The organism is Streptomyces sp. NPDC059255, assembly GCF_042752355.1.
Classification (GTDB): domain Bacteria; phylum Actinomycetota; class Actinomycetes; order Streptomycetales; family Streptomycetaceae; genus Streptomyces.
This window is the reverse complement of the sequence record NZ_JBHYZP010000050.1, coordinates 34962-53213: the sequence shown is the minus strand read 5'-3', so window position 1 is coordinate 53213 and position 18252 is coordinate 34962. Positions and strand designations below refer to the sequence as shown.

Below are 18252 nucleotides of genomic sequence, written 5' to 3'. Positions count from 1 at the left end.
AGACGTCAGACATCTCGATCAACAGCCCGGGGGCCTCGCTCGTTGCGCTTCGCGGCCGTCACCTGATCGGTGGCCAACTCGAAGAACCTCACTGAAACGCCGTGCCGTCAAAGCCACCCGCCCCGTTCCGATCCCGCCCGTGCTTGTTCGCATGCTCCTCGACCACATCGCCCGCTTCGGAGTGGCGTCCGACGGCCGGATCTTCCAGAACGCGGCGGGTAACTACATCGACGCCGCCGCCTACGGCACCACATGGGCCCGCGCCCGGGAAGCAACCCTCACCCTGGACGAGCACGCGCTGAACCTCGCGAAGCGGCCCTGCGACCTGCGCCACGCGGGTATCTCCTTCTGGCTGGCTTCCGGCGTCGACCCGGCCGAATGCGCACGCCGGGCGGGGCAGGGTATCCAGGTTCTCTTCCGGTACTACGCCAAGTTCCTGTCCGGGACACGGAACCGGGCCAACGAGCTGGTCGAGAAGCACATGGATCGTTGGGAGGCTCCCCAGACGCCTGACGCGGCTGAGTTATCTCGAATCCGGTCCGGAAATATTCCGGAACGGCCGGTCGTGACCGGGACGAGGATGGGACAAATTGGGAGTAGGGGTTGATTTCTCCTTGCTGCCTGAACAGGGCTTGTGAAGGGGTGCCTGACGGGGAAATTCCCAGGTCAGGCGCCCCTTTCTCGCGCCCCTAGAAGAAGCCCAGCTTCTTCGGTGAGTACGAGACCAAGAGGTTCTTCGTCTGCTGGTAGTGGTCCAGCATCATCCGGTGGTTCTCACGGCCGATGCCCGACTGCTTGTAGCCGCCGAAGGCCGCGTGGGCCGGGTAGGCGTGGTAGCAGTTCGTCCAGACGCGGCCCGCCTGGATCGAACGGCCCGCGCGGTACGCCGTGTTCATGTCCCGGGTCCAGACGCCCGCGCCGAGCCCGTACAGGGTGTCGTTCGCCGTTTTGATCGCGTCGTCGAAGTCGCTGAACGACGTCACCGCGAGGACGGGGCCGAAGATCTCCTCCTGGAAGATCCGCATGCGGTTGTGGCCCTCGAAGATTGTGGGCTGGACGTAGTAGCCGCCGGCCAGTTCGCCGTCGTACTCGATCCGCTCCCCGCCCGTCAGGACCTTCGCGCCCTCCTGGCGGCCGATGTCCAGGTACGAGAGGATCTTCTCCAACTGGTCGTTGGACGCCTGGGCGCCGATCATCGTGTCCGTGTCCAGCGGGTGGCCCGGCACGATCGCCTCCGTACGGGCCACGCCCGCCGCGAGGAACTCGTGGTAGTGCCCGTCCTGGATCAGGGCCCGCGAGGGGCAGGTGCACACCTCGCCCTGGTTCAGGGCGAACATCGTGAAGCCTTCCAGCGCCTTGTCACGGAAGTCGTCATCGGCGGCCCAGACATCGTCGAAGAAGAGGTTCGGGCTCTTGCCGCCCAGTTCCAGGGTGACCGGCTTGATGTTCTCCGAGGCGTACTGCATGATCAGTCGGCCCGTCGTGGTCTCCCCGGTGAACGCGACCTTCGCCACGCGCGGGCTGGACGCCAGCGGCTTGCCCGCCTCGACCCCGAAGCCGTTGACGATGTTGACGACACCCGGCGGCAGCAGATCGGCGACCAGGCTCATCCAGAGGTGGATCGAGGCCGGGGTCTGCTCGGCCGGTTTGATCACCACGGCGTTCCCCGCGGCCAGCGCCGGTGCCAGCTTCCACGTCGCCATCAGGATCGGGAAGTTCCACGGGATGATCTGCGCCACCACACCGAGCGGCTCGTGGAAGTGGTACGCGACCATGTCGTCGTCGAGTTCGCTGAGCGTGCCCTCCTGGCCGCGCAACGCCCCCGCGAAGTAACGGAAGTGGTCGATCGCGAGCGGGATGTCCGCGGCGAGCGTCTCCCGTACCGGCTTGCCGTTCTCCCAGCTCTCCGCGACCGCCAGCTCCTCCAGATGGGCCTCCATCCGGTCGGCGATCCGGTTCAGCACGCCGGCCCGCTCCGCCGCCGAGGTCCTGGCCCAGCCGGGGGCCGCGCCGTGCGCCGCGTCCAGGGCGCGCTCCACGTCGTCGGCGGTACCGCGGGCGATCTCGGTGAACGGGCGGCCGTTGACCGGGCTGGGGTTCTCGAAATACTGGCCCCGGGCCGGCGGGACGTACGCGCCGCCGATCCAGTGGTCGTAGCGGGACTCGTACGAGACGATGGCGCCCTCCGTGCCGGGCGCTGCGTAACGGGTCATCTCTGTGGCCTCCCGGTTCTCCGGCGCCGCCCGCCGTTGGACGACGCCCCTGCCGCACGCTAGGGACTCGTACGTTGCAAGCAGGTTGCCGCAGCCGGGGTCAGCCGGGGGCGGATTGGCCGCTCTTGATCATGTCTGCGCACTTCTCGCCGATCATCATCGTGGTGATACACGGATTGACGGCCGTGAGGAACGGCATCACGGAGGCGTCCGCCACCCTCAGCCCGCTCACCCCCTTGACCCGCAGCCACGGATCGAGCGGTGAGTCCGGGTCGCCCGGCGGGCCCATCCGGACCGTGCCCGCCGGGTGGTAGACCGTGTTGTGCGTGTCGCGGATGTACGCGAACAGCTCCTCGTCGGAGCGCGCGCCCGGCCCCGGCGCCAGTTCGGCGCCGGTCCAGTCGGCCATCGGCGGCCGGGCGGTGATCTCCCGGGCGAGACGGAGCCCGTGCGTCATCACCCGGATGTCGTGCTCGTGCGTGAAGTAACGCGGGTCCACCTCGGGCTTGTCCCGGAAGTCGCGGGTACGGAGCCGGACCGTGCCCCGGGAGCGCGCCCTGGTCACGTTCGGGGTGAGGCAGAAGGCGTTCTCCGAGGTCGGATAGCCGCGCCGGAACGTGTTCATGTCGAACGGCACGGAACCGTAGTGGAACATCAGGTCCGGCCGGTCGAGACCCGGTTCGGTGTCGGCGAAGATGCCGATCTCCCACCACTGGGTGGACGAGGTGACCATGGGCCGCTTCGCCTCCCACATGATCACACCCTCCGGATGGTCCTGGAGGTGCGAGCCGACACCGGGGGAGTCCACCCGTACATCCACGCCGGTGTCGCGCAGATGCCCCGCAGGGCCGATGCCCGACAGCATCAGCAGCTTCGGCGAGTCGATCGCCCCGCAGCACACGATCACCTCGCGCCGCGCCGTGACCGCGCCCGTGTGGACCGTGTCGGGCTCCAGGTACTCGACGCCCGTGCACCGCCGGTCCTCACCGAACGTCAGCCGCTGGGCGGTGAGCCCGGTCCTGATCTCCAGGTTCGGCCGTCTGCCGATCAGGGGGTGCAGATACGACACCGACGCCGAGGACCGCGTACCGTCCTCCCGCGCGTTGATCTGGAACCAGTGCGCGCCGCGTACCACCGTGGTCCCCGTGTTGAACGGTGTGACGGGGATGCCCGCCTCCGCGCACGCCTCCAGCAGGGCGCTGCCGCACGGGTCGTCCGGCGGGACGGTGCGGATGGTGACCGGGCCCGAGCGGCCGTGGTGGTCACCGGGCGCGTCGTTGGTCTCCAGCCGCCGGTACAGCGGGAAGCACTCCGCCGCGCTCCATCCCGTGCAGCCCAGCGCCCCCCACTCGTCGAGGTCCTCGGCGGGCGCCCAGAAGGCGATGCACGAGTTGTGCGAGGAGCAGCCGCCGAGGACCTTGGCGCGGGCGTGCCGCAGGAAGCTGTTGCCGTTCTCCTGCGGCTCGACCGGATAGTCCCAGTCGTAACCGGACTCCAGCAGCGCCATCCACCGGTCGAGCCGCAGGACGCTCTCGTCACCGACGTCCGAGGGGCCGGCCTCCACGACGCAGACGGTCACGTCCGGGTCCTCGGTCAGCCGGGCGGCGACGACGGCTCCCGCCGTACCGCCGCCGACCACCACATAGTCGTACGGGTGCGCGGGATTCTCCGGGGACATCACTGCTCCAGGCTCGGGGAGGGACAGGGCCATCGGGTCAGGAGACCGGTGTGCTTCAGGGGCAGGGGGATCGGTGTGCTTCGAGTACGCCGGTGTGCTTGCGCTGGACGAACCAGTAGTAGGTGAAGCCGCCGACCGCGACGATGCCGACGAAGAGGAACGCGCCCCACTGCAGGTACCAGTGGTGCGGACCGGTCGCGTTGTACACCTCGGGCCGCGGCCAGGCCAGGTTGAGCGACATGGCGGCACCCCACAGCACGGCGAGGACATTGACCGGCAGTCCGAACCTGCCGAGCGAGAAGTGGCCCTCGGCGGGTCGCCACCTCCCGCGCAGCCGGCGGACCAGCATGGGCGCGGTGACCATCAGGTAGGCCAGGTAGATCATGATGATGGCGATGCTGGTGATCACCGAGAAGATCTGCGGCTGATTGATGTTGATCACCAGGATGACGACGGCGACGATCCCGATGAAGACGGCGGGTACCACCGGCGTCCCGAACCGCGGGCTGACCCGGGCGATCCACGAGGACGCCGGCAGACCGTTGTCCCGGGCCATCGCGAACGCCAGCCGGATACCCGCCGCGTGCACCGCCAGTGCGCACACCGTGATGGCGACGACCACACACCACAGCACGATCTGCCCGACGGTGGGGCCGAGCGTGGAGAGCACCACGTACTGCAGCCCGTCCACCGACAGGCTCGGGGACTGGAGATCCGGCACGGACAGCAGCGCGAACAGCAGGATCAGCCCGCCGATGAGGAACGACGCGATCAGCGCCCGCAGGATCGCGCGCGGCGCGTTGCGGCTGGGGTTGAGCGACTCCTCGCCCAGCGACGACGCCGTGTCGAACCCGTACATCACATACGCGGAGGCGAGCGAGGCGGTCAGGAAGGCGCCGAGGTAGCCGAGCGACTCGCCCGCGCCGTAGCTGTCGGTCCGCACGATCACGCCGGGGCCCCGGGTGATGTGCGCCGCCAGCAGTCCGATCAGGACGACGGCGGCGATCAGCTCGATCATCACCCCGGCGGAGTTGATCTGCGCCATCAGCTTGACGCCGAAGGCGTTGACGAGTGTGGTGAAGACGATCAGGACGGTGCCGAGCAGCACGGCGTTGGCCGCCGCGTCGGTCGGCCCGGTGCCGTTTCCCACAACCTGGAACACACTGGAGATCTGCGGCAGTGTGATCTGGTACGCGAGGGCCACCGCCGCGAGGGAGACCATCGTGGCCGTCGTCATCATCCAGCCGCCCAGCCAGCCCAGATGCGGGCCGCCGAGCTTCTTCGACCAGTTGTAGATCGAACCCGCCACGGGATAGCGGGCGGCCAGCTCGCAGAAGCACAGCGCCACCATGAGCTGGCCGAGGAAGACCATCGGCCACGACCACCAGTAGCCGGGACCGGCGAACTTGACCCCGAAGTAGAAGAGCTGGAACGTTCCCGTCAGGATCGAGATGTAGCTGATCCCGGCCGCGAAGGTGTGGAAGTTGCCCAGCGTGCGCTTCAGTTCCGGCCGGTAGCCGAACGCCTTGAGCGAGTCGTCGTCGTCCTGGCTCTGGATCTCGTCGACCGTACGGGCCTCGGGCGCCGGATCCGCCGGCTCCTGCCCCGGCCCGTCGCTCACTCGAACCATCCCAGGGGCTTCGGGGAGAGATTGCGCCAGACGTGCTTGGCCTCCTGGTACTCGGCCAGCCCCGCCGGGCCCAGCTCACGGCCGAAGCCGGACTGCTTCATACCGCCCCATTCCGCCTGCGGCACGTACGGCTGGAAGTCGTTGATCCATACGGTGCCGGCACGCAGCCGTGACGCCACCCGGTGCGCCCGGCCCACATCCCGCGACCAGACGGCTCCGGCCAGCCCGTACACGGTGTCGTTGGCGAGCGCGACCGCCTCCTCCTCGTCACGGAACCGCTCGACGGTGAGCACGGGGCCGAACGACTCGTCGCGGACCACCGACATGCCCGGCGCGCACTCGTCCAGCACGGTCGGCAGGTAGTAGAAGCCGTCGCGCAGCGCCGGGTCGTCGGGGCGGGCGCCGCCGCAGCGCAGCACCGCGCCGTCGGCGAGTCCGGCCGCCACGTACGCCTCGACCTTGGCGCGGTGCGCGGCGGAGATCAGGGGGCCTGTACGGGCGTGCTCGTCGAACGGGCCGCCCATCGGGATCGCCCGCGCCCGCTCCACCAGGTCCGTCACGAACCTGTCGTGCAGCTCCTCCTGGACCAGCAGCCGTGCCCCCGCCGAGCAGACCTGGCCCGAGTGGAGGAAGATCGCCGTCAGCGCGTAGTCGACGGCCGCCTCGTAGTCGGCGTCGGCGAAGACGATGTTGGGGTTCTTGCCGCCCAGCTCCAGGGCGATCTTCTTCACGGTCGCGGCCGCGGCGGCCATGATGTGCCGTCCGGTCACCAGTCCGCCGGTGAACGACACCATGTCGACCCGCGGATCCGTGCTGAGCGGCCCGCCCGCGGTCGGTCCGGCGCCCAGGACCAGATTGGCGACCCCGTCGGGCAGTCCGGCCTCGGCCAGCAGCCGCATCAGCAGGACGGCGGTGTGCGGGGTGAGTTCGCTGGGCTTGAGGACGAAGGTGTTGCCGGCGCCGAGCGCGGGGGCGACCTTCCAGGAGGTCTGGAGCAGCGGATAGTTCCACGGTGTGATCAGCGCGCACACACCGACCGGCTCGTGCACCACCCTGCTGTCCACCGCCGGATCACCGGTGTCCACCACCCGGTCCGTGCCGCCCGCGGCCGTCAGATGGCCGAAGTAGCGGAAGCACTTGGCGATGTCGTCCATGTCGTACTCGCTCTCCACCAGCCGCTTCCCGGTGTCCAGGGACTCGGCTCGGGCGAGCGCCGCCCTGTCGCGTTCGAGGAGATCCGCGACACGCAGCAGCAGTGAGCCCCGCTCGGCGGCCGGGATGGCGGGCCAGGGGCCGCGGTCGAAGGCGTCCCGGGCGGCCGCGATGGCGGCGGCGGTGTCCGGCGGCCCGGCCTCGTCGACCGTGCCGACCAGGGTGCCGTCCGTGGGACAGCGGATCTCCCGCACCTGCCCGCCGACGGCCGCGGTCCAGGTGCCGCCGATGAACAGCTCCGGCATGCGGGCTCCTCCGGTTCCGGTGAGGTGCCCGGGCGGTCCGGCGGGGCCGGGCGGCCACGCAGGGGGGGGCACTCTCTCCACCGACAGTAAGGAGATATGCCCGGTTTCGCCTGCGGGCGCGGCAGGGCGGTGGCGCGGCGGCCGGCCGGCTCGCATCAGGCTCCGACGCGGCGCCGGGCAGGCCAGGTGTCTGCCCTCAGGCACGCCTTCGACGCGTCAAGCGCGCTGCCACGCGTCAGGCACGCCTTCCGCACGTCAAGCGCGCTGCCACGCGTCAGGCACGCCTTCCGCACGTCAAGCGCGCTGCCACGCATCAGGCACGCCTTCCGCACGTCAGGCGCGCTGCCACGCGTCGAGTTCGCGGACGCGCGCCAGTGCCGCGGGGCGCTGCGGTACGGGGAGCGCGGCGGCCAGCGCCCGCCATACGGGCAGGTCGTCCTCGCCCCAGGGGCTGTACGCCCAGTCCGCCAGCAGCCCCGGGTCACCGCGGGCGATCAGCGCGGCCCGCACCTGACCGGCCAGCCGCTCCCGCAGCCGTACGACCGAGGGCGCCCGCGACGCGGGCAGCAGCGGCCCGGCGTACGCGCTCATCGCGGCGGTCACCGCCCCCGAGGCCAGCCGCCGGGTCACCGTGTCGAAGTCCGCGTCGACCCGCGCCGCCAGCCGGTAGGGGCGGGAGCGCAGCATTCCCGGGCCCAGCAGCGCACGCAGCCGGGAGAGTTCGGCGCGCAGGGTGACCGGGGTGACCGACTCGTCCTCGTACAGCTCCAGCAGCATCGCGTCCCCGGCGACGCCCTCCGGGCGGTGCCCGAGGAGCGTCAGGATCTCGCTGTGCCGCCGGCTGAGACGGATCTTCCGGCCGCCCGCCACGAGCAGCGCCTCGTCCCGGCCCAGCGAGGAGAGCCGTACGGAGTCGGCGGCGGGCGGCGGCCCGGCCAGCGCCAGCTGTGACTCGGCGGCCCGCGCGACCGCGCCGACGAACGCCAGGCTGTGCGGATGGGCCAGCCGGTCGCCGCCGGTGATGTCGACCGCGCCCAGCAGCCGCCCGCTGTACGGGTCGTGGACGGGCGCCGCCGCGCAGGTCCACGGGTGCACGGGACGCTGGAAGTGCTCGGCCGAGAACACCTGCACCGGGCGGTCGACGGCGAGCGCCGTGCCCGGAGCGTTCGTACCGGTCACCGCCTCCGCCCAGCGCGCGCCGGGGACGAAGTTCATCCGGCCCGCCAGCCGCCGCGTCGCAGAGTGGCCCTCGACCCAGAGCAGCCGCCCGTGCGCGTCGCACACCGCCATCAGATGCTCGCCGTCCAGGGCGTACGCACCCGTCAACTCGCGGATGACCGGCATCACCCGGGCGAGTGGGTGTCCGTCCCGGTACGCGGCCAGCTCGTCGTCGGACAGTTCGACGGCCGCAGTGCCCTCCGGGCTGACCCGGGCCCGCGCCGACCGCCGCCAGGAGGCCGCCACCACGGACCGTACGGGCCGGTCCACCCGGCCCGCGGTCGCGAACGACTCGTACGCCCTGCGCAGCGCGCCACGGCGCTCGGCCGGGTCGGCGCCGGCTTCCAGCGCCACCCAGGTGTCGGACATCGCGGCCTCCCCGGTCGGATTCCACCGGACGTGACCATGGTGGCCCCGGCGGCCCGGCGCGGCAAGCGCCCTGCGCGGGCGACGAGTTCCCTGCCCGCGCCCGCGTCACCCCTGTCCGTGCGTGGCCCTCGCCTCAGCCGCCGGGGGTCCCGGACGGCGGCGGCGCGGCACCTTCCGGTGCGAACGCCTCCGCCAGCGCCGCCGCCGGATCGTGGTCCGCCGGTCCCGCCGGCGCCCAGCGGGACCGCTCCTTGCGGTACGGCCACCAGCGCCCGTCCCGTCCGTACCGCAGCTGGCCCCCCGCGCCCGGCACGGTCCACCGGCCCTGGCCGACGGAGCGCAGCCCCGGCCGCTCCCCGTCCTCCCACGCCGCGTCGAGCGCCGCCACGGCCCGCGCCAGCGCCTCGGGCTCCGGGGTCCACTCCTCCTCCAGTACGGCGAGGGCGGCGGCGCCGCCGTACCGCCAGGCCCGTACGGCGAGGTCCAGCTCCGCCCGCGCCCGGCCGGTCCCGGTGGCCAGCCGCGCCGCGAACCGCTCGCCACCGCTCGCGGCGGCGAGCCGTACCCCGTCCTGGCCGGTCGTCGGCTCCGCCTCGTACGGTGCGAGGTGATGGTCCGGCTCCAGCGCCCCGGCGAGCAGCCGCAGGGCCCGCGCCGCCGCGTCGGCGGCCAGGAACTCCAGCGCGCCGGCGTCGATCCCGGCGGGCGGCGCGGCCTCCGTGTCGAGCGCTGGCGGCCGCCCGGGCCCGTCCGGCGGTTCCGGGGGAGCGGGCGGCGGAGGGACGAGGCCGGCCGCGGCGAAGGCCGCGACCGCGCGGACGCCGTCGGGACCGTCGGGCCCGTCCGGTCCGACGCGCCCGACGGAGGCCGGTCCCTCCGCACGGCCCGCGCCGTCGTCCTCGGCGCGCCGGCGCGTCCGCGCGGCCCGCGCCGCACTCCGTACCTGGAGTTCGTCCAGCAGCCCCCGCTCGCTCCTGCCGCGCATCAGCAACAGCAGGAACGGATCCTGGTCCAGCAGTCTCGCCACCTGATAGCAGAGCGCCGCGGAGTGCGGACAGTGGTCCCACGCCTCACAGCCGCACTCCGCGTCCAGGTCGCCGATGCCGGGCAGCAGCTCGATCCCGACGTCCGCCGCGTCCTCCACCAGGTGCGGCGGCATCTCCCGGTCCAGCAGCGCCGCGATATGACCGGCCCGGTCGACCGCCATGTCCAGGAAGCGGTCCCACTCCTCGTCGCTCAGCCGCTGCAGCAGGACATCGCTGCGCAGCGCGGTGCCGTCCCGGTCCTGGACGACCGCGGTGATCCGGCCGGGCCGTACGGAGACCGCGCCGACCGCACCCTCGCGGGCCGTCCGCCGCCCCTTCTTGAGCTGTTCGCCGTCGAGCGCCGTGTCCTCCAGCGCCTTCAGCCAGGCCTGGCCCCACCATGTCGCCGCGAAACCGCGGCCACGGGCCGGTGGCAGCGCGGCGAACGTCCGCTCGGTGCCGTCCGGTTCCGTACCGTTGCTCATCGGGCGCTCCCTCGCAGCTCCACCAGGTCCGCCAGTTCGGCGTCGGTCAGTTCGGTCAGCGCGGCCTCGCCCGCGCCCAGCACCGCGTCGGCCAGCCGCTGCTTGCGGGCCAGCAGCTCCGCGATGCGGTCCTCGATGGTGCCCTCGGTGATCATCCGGTGGACCTGTACCGGCCGGTGCTGACCGATCCGGTACGCGCGGTCCGTCGCCTGCGCCTCGACGGCCGGGTTCCACCAGCGGTCGAAGTGCACGACGTGTTCGGCGCGGGTCAGGTTGAGCCCGGTACCCGCCGCCTTCAGCGACAGCAGGAACACCGGCACCTCGCCGTTCTGGAAGCGGTCCACCATCGCCTCGCGCTGCGGGACGGGAGTTCCGCCGTGCAGGAACTGCGTCGGCACGCCGCGCGCCGCGAGATGGGACTCCAGCAGCCGCGCCATCCGCACGTACTGGGTGAAGACCAGCACGCTCGCGCCCTCCGCCAGGATCGTGTCGAGCAGTTCGTCCAGCAGCTCCAGCTTCCCGGAGCGGCCCGCGAGGCGCGGCAGTTCCTCCTTCAGATACTGCGCGGGGTGGTTGCAGATCTGTTTGAGCGAGGTCAGCAGGGCGACGATCATTCCGCGCCGCTCCATGCCGTCCGCCGCCGAGATCGCCGCGAGGGTCTCCCGTACCACCGCTTCGTACAGTCCGGTCTGCTCCGCCGTCAGGGAGACCGCCCGGTCCGTCTCGGTCTTGGGCGGCAGCTCGGGCGCGATGCCCGGGTCGGACTTGCGGCGGCGCAGCAGGAACGGGCGGACCAGCGCCGCCAGCCGCTCGGCCGCGGCGGGGTCGTCGCCGCTCTCGACGGAGTGCGCGTAGCGGGTACGGAAGGTGCCGAGGCGGCCGAGGAGCCCGGGGGTCGTCCAGTCGAGGATCGCCCACAGCTCGGAGAGGTTGTTCTCCACGGGGGTGCCGGAGAGCGCGACCCTGGCCCGGCCCCCGAGAACGCGGAGCTGCTTGGCCGTGGCCGAGTGCGGGTTCTTGACGTGCTGCGCCTCGTCGGCGACGACCAGTCCCCAGTCCGTCCCGGCGAGCAGCCCGGCGTCCAGCCGCATCGTGCCGTACGTCGTGAGGACGAACTCCCCGTCCGCCAGGCCGTCCAGCGCGCGGGCGGCGCCGTGGAAGCGGCGTACGGGAGTGCCGGGCGCGAACCGCTCGATCTCCCGCTGCCAGTTGCCCATCAGCGAGGCAGGACAGACGACCAGGGTGGGGCCGGCGGCCGACGGGTCGGTCTGCCGGTGCAGATGGAGGGCGATGAGGGTGATGGTCTTGCCGAGGCCCATGTCGTCGGCGAGACAGCCGCCGAGACCGAGTGAGGTCATCCGGTGCAGCCAGTCGAGCCCGCGCACCTGGTAGTCGCGCAGGGTCGCGGCGAGCGCCGCGGGCTGGCCGATCGCGGGGGCCGCCGCGGCCGGGTCGGCGATCCGGTCGCGGAGCGCGGCGAGCCATCCCGCCGCCCGCACCTCCACCCGGCGGCCCGCGACCTCCGTGGAGCCGGTCAGGACGGCTTCGAGCGCGTCGACCGGGGTGAGCTTACGGTCCTGGCTCTCCCGGGCGCGCCTGATCTCCGCCGGGTCGACGAGTACCCACTGGTCGCGCAGCCGCACGAGGGGGCGGCTCGCCTCGGCGAGGCGGTCGAGATCGGCCCGGTCGATCCGCCGGTCGCCCAGCGCGAAGTGCCAGTCGAAGGCGAGCAGCGCGTCGGCGGAGAGAAAGGAGGGCAGCGTGCCGCCCGCGCGCCCGTCCGGGCCCGGCCCGCCGATTCCGTCGGTTCCGCCGATTCCACCGGTTTCGTCGGTTTCGTCGGTTTCGTCGTACGGTCCGATGACGGCGCGCGCTGTCAGGGACCGGGCCAGTTCCCTGGGCCAGTGGACCTCGACGCCGGCCTGGGCGAGCGCCCCCGACGCCTCGCCCAGCAACTCGGCGACCTCCTCGTCCGCGAGGCCGAGCGCGTCGGGCGCGGCGGCGGAGAGCAGTGGGGCGAGCGCCGGCCAGGCGCGGGCGGCGCGGCGCAGGGTGAGCAGGGCGTCCATCCGGGCGCGCGGGGCGAAGCCCGTACCCGCGGCGCCGGACCACACGTCGGCCGCGTCGGCGACGACCGCGGGGTCGCTGACGCTGTGCATCTGGAGCACGGCACGGAAGACGGCCCCGGCCCCCGCGGCCGCGGGGGTGCCGGCGGGCGGGAGGTCGACGGCACCGGGCGGAGCGTCCGGGTCCGTGAGACCGGGCAGGCCGGACAGTTCCACACGGAGCGAGAGCCGTACGCCCGCGTCGTGCCCGGCGGCCACATCGGCGGCCCATCCGCGCAGTTCCGGAAAGCGGCGCGGTTCCGGCGTGGCGGAGGCGGACGCCGGCGCGGTGGTGGTGTCGGCGGAGGCCGACACGGCGAAGGCGGCACTTCCGGCGACGACGGGCGCGGCGGGTGTCCGCGGGAGGGTGTCCGCGACCGCGTCCAGGAAGTCCCTCAACAGCCCTTCCTGGGCGGGGAGCAGAAGCGTCCCGGGCTCCTGCGCGGTGGTACCGGAGGCGTCGGAGCCGGGCGCGGCGCGCAAGGGGACGGAGTGCAGGGGGACGGAGTGCGCGGTCGGCGGCATCGACGCCGCGAGCGCCCGTAGCCGCTCCAGGTCCGGCGCGGTGAGCGGACCGACCCGCCAGCCGTCGTGGTCCGACGCGGTGAGGCCGGGCAGCAGCAGTCCGCGGGCGACGAGTTGCAGGGCGTGCAGGGTGGCCGAGCCCCAGAACGCGGCCGACGGCGACGCGCCGGGCGCGGCGCGGCATCGGGTCAGCGAGGGGAGCGCGTCGGCGACGGGCACCAGCAGGGCCGTGACCGTGACGAGGCGGCCGCCGGCGTCGACGACGGTCAGTTCCTCCGGCGAGCCGGGAGCGGCCGGCGGCGCCGTGCCGTCGGCGTGCCAGTAGGCGATCCGGCCGGCCCGGGGCGGGTCCGAGGGAAGGAAGACGGTGGAACAGCGGGCGAGTTCGGTGGTCCGGGAGAGCGTTGCCGCGGGAAGCCTGTGCACAGCGAAGACGCATTCCTCAAATTTGACTACTGCGGGTCGGAGCCGCCGAGAGTACCTCACCCCCGCCGTCGTGCGGCGCCGTCACGGGCATGACCTGGCTCACCCCGCGGGCGGTCCGGGTGTACTCAGCACCACCCCCGCCCCCGGGAAACCCCCGCCCCGTTCCGGAGGGTGGCGCCATGGTCCGGGTATCTCGCACCGCCGTACGTTTCATGTGGCCGAGCGCGGTGCGCGCACCCTTCCGTACCCGCCTTCTCCGCTTCCGACGGCGCTCCCACGTCCACCTCCGTCCCCCTCGCACGTCCGCTCCCGCTTCTGCTCCTGCCCTCGATCACGTACCCGCCCCGTACCCATCTCGGCCGACAGACCGGAGACCGACATGCCCCGAGCCGCCGCACCCCTCGCAGCCCCCGCCGCGGAGCCCATACCCGCCCGCGCGCCCCGCGCGGGCGGCAGTGACTTCGCGCCCCTTCTGAGGACGGTGAGGGAACAGGGGCTTCTGGAGCGTCGCGCCGCCTGGTACGCCCGGGGAATCACCGTCAACCTCCTCCTGCTGGCCGCGATCGTGGCCGGACTGGTCCTCGTCGGCCCCTCCTGGTGGGCGCTGCTCCTGGCGCCGCCGCTGTCCCTCGTCTCCGCGCGGACGGCGTTCGTCGCCCATGACGCCGGGCACTCCCAGATCACCGCCGACCGCGGGAAGAGCCGCCTCATCCAACTCGTGCACGCCAATCTCCTCCTCGGTATGAGCCAGGAATGGTGGAACGACAAACACAACCGGCACCACGCCAACCCCAACCACATCGACAAGGACCCGGACGTCGCCGCCGACATCCTCGTCTTCACCCGGCACCAGACCGAGGGACGCTCGGGGCTGCGCGGCTGGCTCACCCGCCACCAGGCCTGGCTGTTCTTCCCCCTGACCACCCTTGAGGGCATCGCCCTCAAGGTCTACGGCTTCCAGGCCGTCCTCTCGCGGAAGGAGCGCGTGCCGGCCCGGCGCAGGGCGACGGAGGGCCTGCTGCTCCTGGCCCATGTCGTCGGCTACGTCACGCTGCTGCTGACCACGCTCACCGTCGGGCAGGCCGTCGTCTTCGCGATGATCAACCAGATGCTCCTCGGGCTGCACCTCGGGATGGCCTTCGCGCCCAACCACAAGGGCATGGAGATGCCGGACCCGGAGAACTGCGCGGACTGGGGCCATCTGCGCCGCCAGGTCCTCACCTCGCGCAACATCCGCGGCGGCCCGCTCACGGACTGGTTCCTCGGCGGGCTGAACTACCAGATCGAACACCACCTCTTCCCCAGCATGCCCCGCCCCCATCTGCGGCTGGCGCAGCCGCTGGTGCGTGCGCACTGCCGGAGGCTGGGGGTCCCGTACACCGAGACCGGACTGGTCGAGTCGTACCGCCAGGCGCTCGGTCACCTGCACGACGTCGGCGAACCGCTGCGCGCGGGCGCATAGTGGAACTGGCGGAAGACCGCGTGCGTTCAGTGAGCAGAGAGCGGCCACGCCGCGAAGGAGGCGTCGAGATGTCGACAAGCGCGAAGATCGCCATTGGGGGAGTGGCCGTTGGCCTTCTTCTGATGCCGTTGATCGGATTCTGGTTCTCGCTGCTGGTGGTGATAGGTGTGCCGACAGCCGCGTATCTGATGCTGGACCCGTCGCAGCGCCGCAGGCTGCGCAGGATCAGCCGCAAGGAGCTGGGCCGCTGAGCGGCGGGCCGTAGCGCGTACGGCGGGGTCCGGGAACCGGAGCATGCCGGTCCGGGCCCCGCGAGCGGGGTGCCTGTGCGCGGTGCTCGTGCGGGGTTGGGGCGCCCATGCGGGGTGCCGGGTGCGGGTGCCCGCTCCCGGCCGCTCGCGTGCGCGATCCGCGCACGCGTTTCCGGTTCCGTCGGAGGACCGCTTAGGCTCGTCGGCTGTGCAGATCAACACCGTGGCCTTCGACCACCCCGACGCCGTCAAGCTCAGCGACCAGGTGCAGGCGGAGTACCGCGAACGCTTCGGCCACGACGACACGACGCCGCTGCACCCGTCGTACTTCGACCCGCCGCTGGGGCTGTTCCTCGTCGCGTACCAGGACGGCTCGCCCGTCGGTTCCGGGGGCTGGCGGTCCCAGGACGCGACGGCCGACGGGTACGAGGGCGGGGACGCGGAGGTGAAGCGGATGTTCGTCGTCCCCGCGGCGCGCGGGCGCGGGCTGGCCCGACGGATCCTGACCGAGCTGGAGGGGAGCGCGCGGGCCGCGGGCCGGGTGCGGATGGTCCTGGAGACCGGCGACGTGCTCCCCGAGGCCGTCGGGCTCTACCTGTCGAGCGGTTATGTGCCGACCACGGGCTTCGGTGTCTACCGCGATTATCCGGACAGCCGGTTCCTGCAGAAGCCCCTGTGACCCGGTGCCGCACCGGCCTCAGGCCGGGCGTACGGCGATCCCGTCGAGCGCGGTGAGCAGCCCGGGCAGTTCGGAGCCGCGCCCGACCGGCAGCACCTCGCCCGGCTCCTCGTCCAGCAGCACGAACGCCATGTCGTCGGTCCTGGCCACGAAGGACCAGCCGGGGCCGTCGGCGCGCAGCGTCCGCGCCTGGTCGGGAGCGAAGCCGGACCGGACCCGGCCGAGCGGCGGCGCCGTGCCGGCGTCCACGTAGGCGCGCAGCTCCGCCAGGGCACGCACCACCCCCGGATGCGAGGGCGTCGGCCTATCGCCGCTCCCGGGAGCCGTGGCCGCCTCGGGGCTCTCGGTCGCCTCGGGTGCCTCACCGGCCGTGGGGGCAGTGCTGCCGGTGGGATCGGCAGGCTCCTCTGCGTTTCCGGCGTTTCCGGCGTCCTCGAACCGCTCCCGCCACGAAGCCCATTGGAGCGCGACCTCGTCCGCCCCGAGGCGCCGCTGTGCGGGGCCCCACGCCGCGGTGTCGGGCGGCGAGAGAGGCAGTCGTACGGCGCTCGCCCCGGCCCCGGAGTCCTCGGCGGCTTCGGGTTCCGGGTCGTGCGGGGCGGGTACGCCCGGTGCCGCGACGGCCAGGGCCATGGGCCAGCCGGGCAGCGCGGAGACGACGGTACGTTCGTCCGGCGACAGGTCGTAGGCCATCCCGCAGTCCCAGGACGCGATCGCGACGGCGACCAGCGAGACGTCGTCCACCACCACCGTCCACCGGGCGCCCGCGCCGTCCTGCCCCATGACCAGGCCGTACCCGCCGGGGTACGGCTCCAGCCCGAGCGCGGCGCACGCCTGCGCGTAGTCGTCGCCCAGCACCGCCGGGAACCGCGCGGGGGTCAGCAGCGCGGCGGTCAGTACGAACAGCGCGTCGTCGTCCACGGGGTCGTCCGTCGCAACCACGGCACCTCCTCATCCCGACGGCCTGCCGGCCCAGGCAGCCTGTCGGCGCACCCTAACCAGTCGGTAACCCGGGCGTCGAGAGGCAAGGAGAACACGGTCCTCAAGCGAGCCTTACACGGGCCTTAAGCGACCCTTATGCGGCAGGCAGGCCCAGCAGGCTACGGGCCACGGCCTGCGGCGACTCGTCCCACTCGCGGGCCAGCGCGATCACCGCACGGCAGGCCAGCTCGTTGACGCCGAAGGAGAGCGCCTCGGGCGAGACCCAGCCCGCCGCCTCGTCGATCTGCTGCTGGTCGTCCTCCGCGCACGCGGAGACATAGGTGGCGGCGGCCTCGAAGAGGTTGTGCTGCCGCGGGGGACGGTTCACGGCCGGTGCGGCGGCACCGTCCGACACGAGGATTCTGCGCAGTCTGCTGAACACCGGGTTCACCTTCCCTGCTGCCTGGCATGGTGCGGACCGCACGGCTGAGCGGGCCACGCCTCCAACGTACGGTCGCCCGCGCCTGGGCAGAAGAGGCCCTGCGGTCGGCGAGGGGCTCCGGCGCCCGGGGCCCGTGTACGTGTCGCGGCGCGGCCCGGGTCCGTCAGCCGGTGCGTACCGCCAGTGCCAGGAAACGCGTGTCCTCGTCCGTGTACGACTCCATACGCCAGCCGGAACCGGCCAGCAGGGGGCGCAGCCGGTGCTCTGCGCGCAGGTCGTCCTCGGTGATCCGGCGTCCCTGCCGGGCGGCGAGCGCGGCCCGGCCGACGGGGTGGAACAGCGCCAGCCTGCCGCCGGGCCGCACCGCCCGGGCCAGCTCCCGCAGATTCTCCTGCGGCCGGGGCAGATGCGCGATCAGGCCCGCGCCGAACACCGCGTCCAGCGCCCGCGAGCGCACCGGCAGCCGCGCCACGTCGGTGAGCAGGAGCCGTCCGGCGCGGTGCCGCCCGGCCCGTGCGGCCGCCGCCAGCATCTCCGGCGTCAGATCGGCGCCCAGCACCGTGCCGGTCCCGCCCACGGCGTCGCGCAGGGGCGGCAGTGCCCGCCCCGTACCGCACCCGGCGTCCAGGACCGTGTCGCCGGGGCGCAGTCCGAGTGCCGCTACGGCGGCTGAGTAGGCGGGGCCGTCGTCCGGGAAGCGGGCGTCCCACGCAGCCGCCCGCGCGCCGAAGAATTCCCGTACATGTGTGTGGTCATGGGCCATGGCGCCATGATCCCCCAGGGCCGCGCCGCGTGGGCCGGCGGTTCAGTCCGTCAGGCCGGCGTAGGCCACGGCCTTCTCGACCCGTACGCGGACCAGCAGTTCACCCGGTACGCCGTTGCGCCTGCCGAACTCCTCGGCTCGCTCCTCGCCCATGTAACGCGCGGCGATGCGCGTCGCCCAGTGGAGCAGCCGCCCGGGATCCTCGTCCAGCTCGGCGCGGCCCTGGATCGTCACGAAGCCGAACGGCGGCCGTTCGTCGTCCACGCAGAGCGCGAGGCGCCCGTCCCGCCGCAGATTGCGGCCCTTCACGGTCTCCTTGCCCGTGTTGAAGACCAGTTCGTCCCCGTCGAGGACGAACCAGACCGGTGCGATGTGCGGGGATCCGTCGGCCCGTACGGTGGACAGCTTGCCGGTGCGGGTGCCCTCGGAGACGAAGGCATGCCACTCGTCCTTGCTCATGTTTGTCGCCATGGCCATATCTTCCTGCGCGGGGTGAGGCGGCGCGATGTGACGCACCGACGCCTTGTTGTCCCGGCCTGCCCCGGCCTCCGCTTGCCCGGAGGCGGCCGGTGCGGAAGGCTACGGGCGGCGGGGGCATGGGGA

Annotated in this window: 15 protein-coding genes; 4 read left to right on the top strand and 11 right to left on the bottom strand. The window is 72.7% G+C overall.

Annotated features, from left to right (window positions below; translation table 11 throughout):
• The first annotated feature begins 139 nt into the window (after positions 1-139).
• Complete coding sequence (locus ACFXKG_RS37385) at positions 140-607, top strand: hypothetical protein (RefSeq protein ID WP_384848849.1); 468 nt, start codon at positions 140-142, stop codon at positions 605-607.
• Positions 608-689: 82 nt separating this feature from the next.
• Here the strand turns inward: ACFXKG_RS37385 and ACFXKG_RS37380 are convergent, their stop codons facing one another.
• From ACFXKG_RS37380 to ACFXKG_RS37350, 7 genes are all read right to left on the bottom strand, one after another.
• Positions 690-2213 (bottom strand): aldehyde dehydrogenase family protein, encoded by a 1524-nt coding sequence (locus ACFXKG_RS37380; RefSeq protein WP_384848846.1) that lies wholly within the window; start codon positions 2211-2213, stop codon positions 690-692.
• Positions 2214-2313: 100 nt separating this feature from the next.
• Positions 2314-3891, bottom strand: a complete 1578-nt coding sequence (locus ACFXKG_RS37375) for a GMC family oxidoreductase (protein WP_384848843.1) — start codon at positions 3889-3891, stop codon at positions 2314-2316.
• A 55-nt stretch (positions 3892-3946) separates the two neighbouring features.
• Entirely contained in the window at positions 3947-5521 is a 1575-nt protein-coding gene (locus tag ACFXKG_RS37370; RefSeq protein ID WP_384848840.1) for an APC family permease, read from the bottom strand.
• Positions 5509-6978, bottom strand: a complete 1470-nt coding sequence (locus ACFXKG_RS37365; protein ID WP_384848837.1) for an aldehyde dehydrogenase family protein — start codon at positions 6976-6978, stop codon at positions 5509-5511. Before ACFXKG_RS37365 ends, ACFXKG_RS37370 begins: the two co-directional genes overlap by 13 nt.
• Before the next feature lie 333 nt (positions 6979-7311).
• Positions 7312-8565, bottom strand: coding sequence for a GAF domain-containing protein (locus ACFXKG_RS37360; protein WP_384848834.1), 1254 nt, complete (start codon positions 8563-8565; stop codon positions 7312-7314).
• A gap of 133 nt (positions 8566-8698) precedes the next feature.
• Positions 8699-10075: an SWF or SNF family helicase gene (locus ACFXKG_RS37355; protein ID WP_384848831.1), complete on the bottom strand. Its 1377-nt coding sequence runs from the start codon at positions 10073-10075 to the stop codon at positions 8699-8701.
• Positions 10072-13131, bottom strand: a complete 3060-nt coding sequence (locus tag ACFXKG_RS37350) for a DEAD/DEAH box helicase (protein ID WP_384848828.1) — start codon at positions 13129-13131, stop codon at positions 10072-10074. The genes ACFXKG_RS37355 and ACFXKG_RS37350 overlap by 4 nt, the downstream gene beginning before the upstream one ends.
• Positions 13132-13510: 379 nt before the next feature.
• Between ACFXKG_RS37350 and ACFXKG_RS37345 the strand changes: the two genes are divergently transcribed.
• The 3 genes from ACFXKG_RS37345 (at position 13511) to ACFXKG_RS37335 (ending at position 15523) form a co-directional block, all read left to right on the top strand.
• Positions 13511-14593 (top strand): acyl-CoA desaturase, encoded by a 1083-nt coding sequence (locus tag ACFXKG_RS37345; protein ID WP_384848825.1) that lies wholly within the window; start codon positions 13511-13513, stop codon positions 14591-14593.
• 68 nt (positions 14594-14661) lie between these two features.
• Positions 14662-14844 (top strand): hypothetical protein, encoded by a 183-nt coding sequence (locus ACFXKG_RS37340; RefSeq protein ID WP_329822718.1) that lies wholly within the window; start codon positions 14662-14664, stop codon positions 14842-14844.
• A gap of 208 nt (positions 14845-15052) precedes the next feature.
• Complete coding sequence (locus ACFXKG_RS37335) at positions 15053-15523, top strand: GNAT family N-acetyltransferase (RefSeq protein ID WP_384848822.1); 471 nt, start codon at positions 15053-15055, stop codon at positions 15521-15523.
• Between the two features lie 18 nt (positions 15524-15541).
• On the opposite strand, the gene ACFXKG_RS37330 is transcribed toward ACFXKG_RS37335, so the two are convergent.
• The 4 genes from ACFXKG_RS37330 to ACFXKG_RS37315 all read right to left on the bottom strand — a co-directional run bounded on the left by ACFXKG_RS37330 (position 15542) and on the right by ACFXKG_RS37315 (position 18120).
• Positions 15542-16465, bottom strand: a complete 924-nt coding sequence (locus tag ACFXKG_RS37330; RefSeq protein WP_384848819.1) for a hypothetical protein — start codon at positions 16463-16465, stop codon at positions 15542-15544.
• A gap of 133 nt (positions 16466-16598) precedes the next feature.
• Complete coding sequence (locus ACFXKG_RS37325) at positions 16599-16874, bottom strand: hypothetical protein (protein WP_384848855.1); 276 nt, start codon at positions 16872-16874, stop codon at positions 16599-16601.
• Positions 16875-17049: 175 nt separating this feature from the next.
• On the bottom strand, positions 17050-17649 hold the full coding sequence (locus ACFXKG_RS37320; RefSeq protein WP_384848816.1) for a class I SAM-dependent methyltransferase: 600 nt from the start codon (positions 17647-17649) through the stop codon (positions 17050-17052).
• A gap of 42 nt (positions 17650-17691) precedes the next feature.
• A complete protein-coding gene (locus tag ACFXKG_RS37315) occupies positions 17692-18120 on the bottom strand; it encodes a PPOX class F420-dependent oxidoreductase (protein WP_384848813.1) in 429 nt (142 codons plus the stop codon).
• Between the last annotated feature and the right edge of the window lie 132 nt (positions 18121-18252).

Bases quoted from the DNA above. Each gene is read 5' to 3' on its own strand.
- ACFXKG_RS37370 (WP_384848840.1), bottom strand. From the start codon at position 5,521: ATGGTTCGAGTGAGCGACGGGCCGGGGCAGGAGCCGGCGGATCCGGCG.
- ACFXKG_RS37320 (WP_384848816.1), bottom strand. From the start codon at position 17,649: ATGGCCCATGACCACACACATGTACGGGAATTCTTCGGCGCGCGGGCG.
- ACFXKG_RS37380 (WP_384848846.1), bottom strand. From the start codon at position 2,213: ATGACCCGTTACGCAGCGCCCGGCACGGAGGGCGCCATCGTCTCGTAC.
- ACFXKG_RS37315 (WP_384848813.1), bottom strand. From the start codon at position 18,120: ATGGCGACAAACATGAGCAAGGACGAGTGGCATGCCTTCGTCTCCGAG.
- ACFXKG_RS37375 (WP_384848843.1), bottom strand. From the start codon at position 3,891: ATGTCCCCGGAGAATCCCGCGCACCCGTACGACTATGTGGTGGTCGGC.
- ACFXKG_RS37355 (WP_384848831.1), bottom strand. From the start codon at position 10,075: ATGAGCAACGGTACGGAACCGGACGGCACCGAGCGGACGTTCGCCGCG.
- ACFXKG_RS37340 (WP_329822718.1), top strand. From the start codon at position 14,662: ATGTCGACAAGCGCGAAGATCGCCATTGGGGGAGTGGCCGTTGGCCTT.
- ACFXKG_RS37345 (WP_384848825.1), top strand. From the start codon at position 13,511: ATGCCCCGAGCCGCCGCACCCCTCGCAGCCCCCGCCGCGGAGCCCATA.
- ACFXKG_RS37365 (WP_384848837.1), bottom strand. From the start codon at position 6,978: ATGCCGGAGCTGTTCATCGGCGGCACCTGGACCGCGGCCGTCGGCGGG.
- ACFXKG_RS37360 (WP_384848834.1), bottom strand. From the start codon at position 8,565: ATGTCCGACACCTGGGTGGCGCTGGAAGCCGGCGCCGACCCGGCCGAG.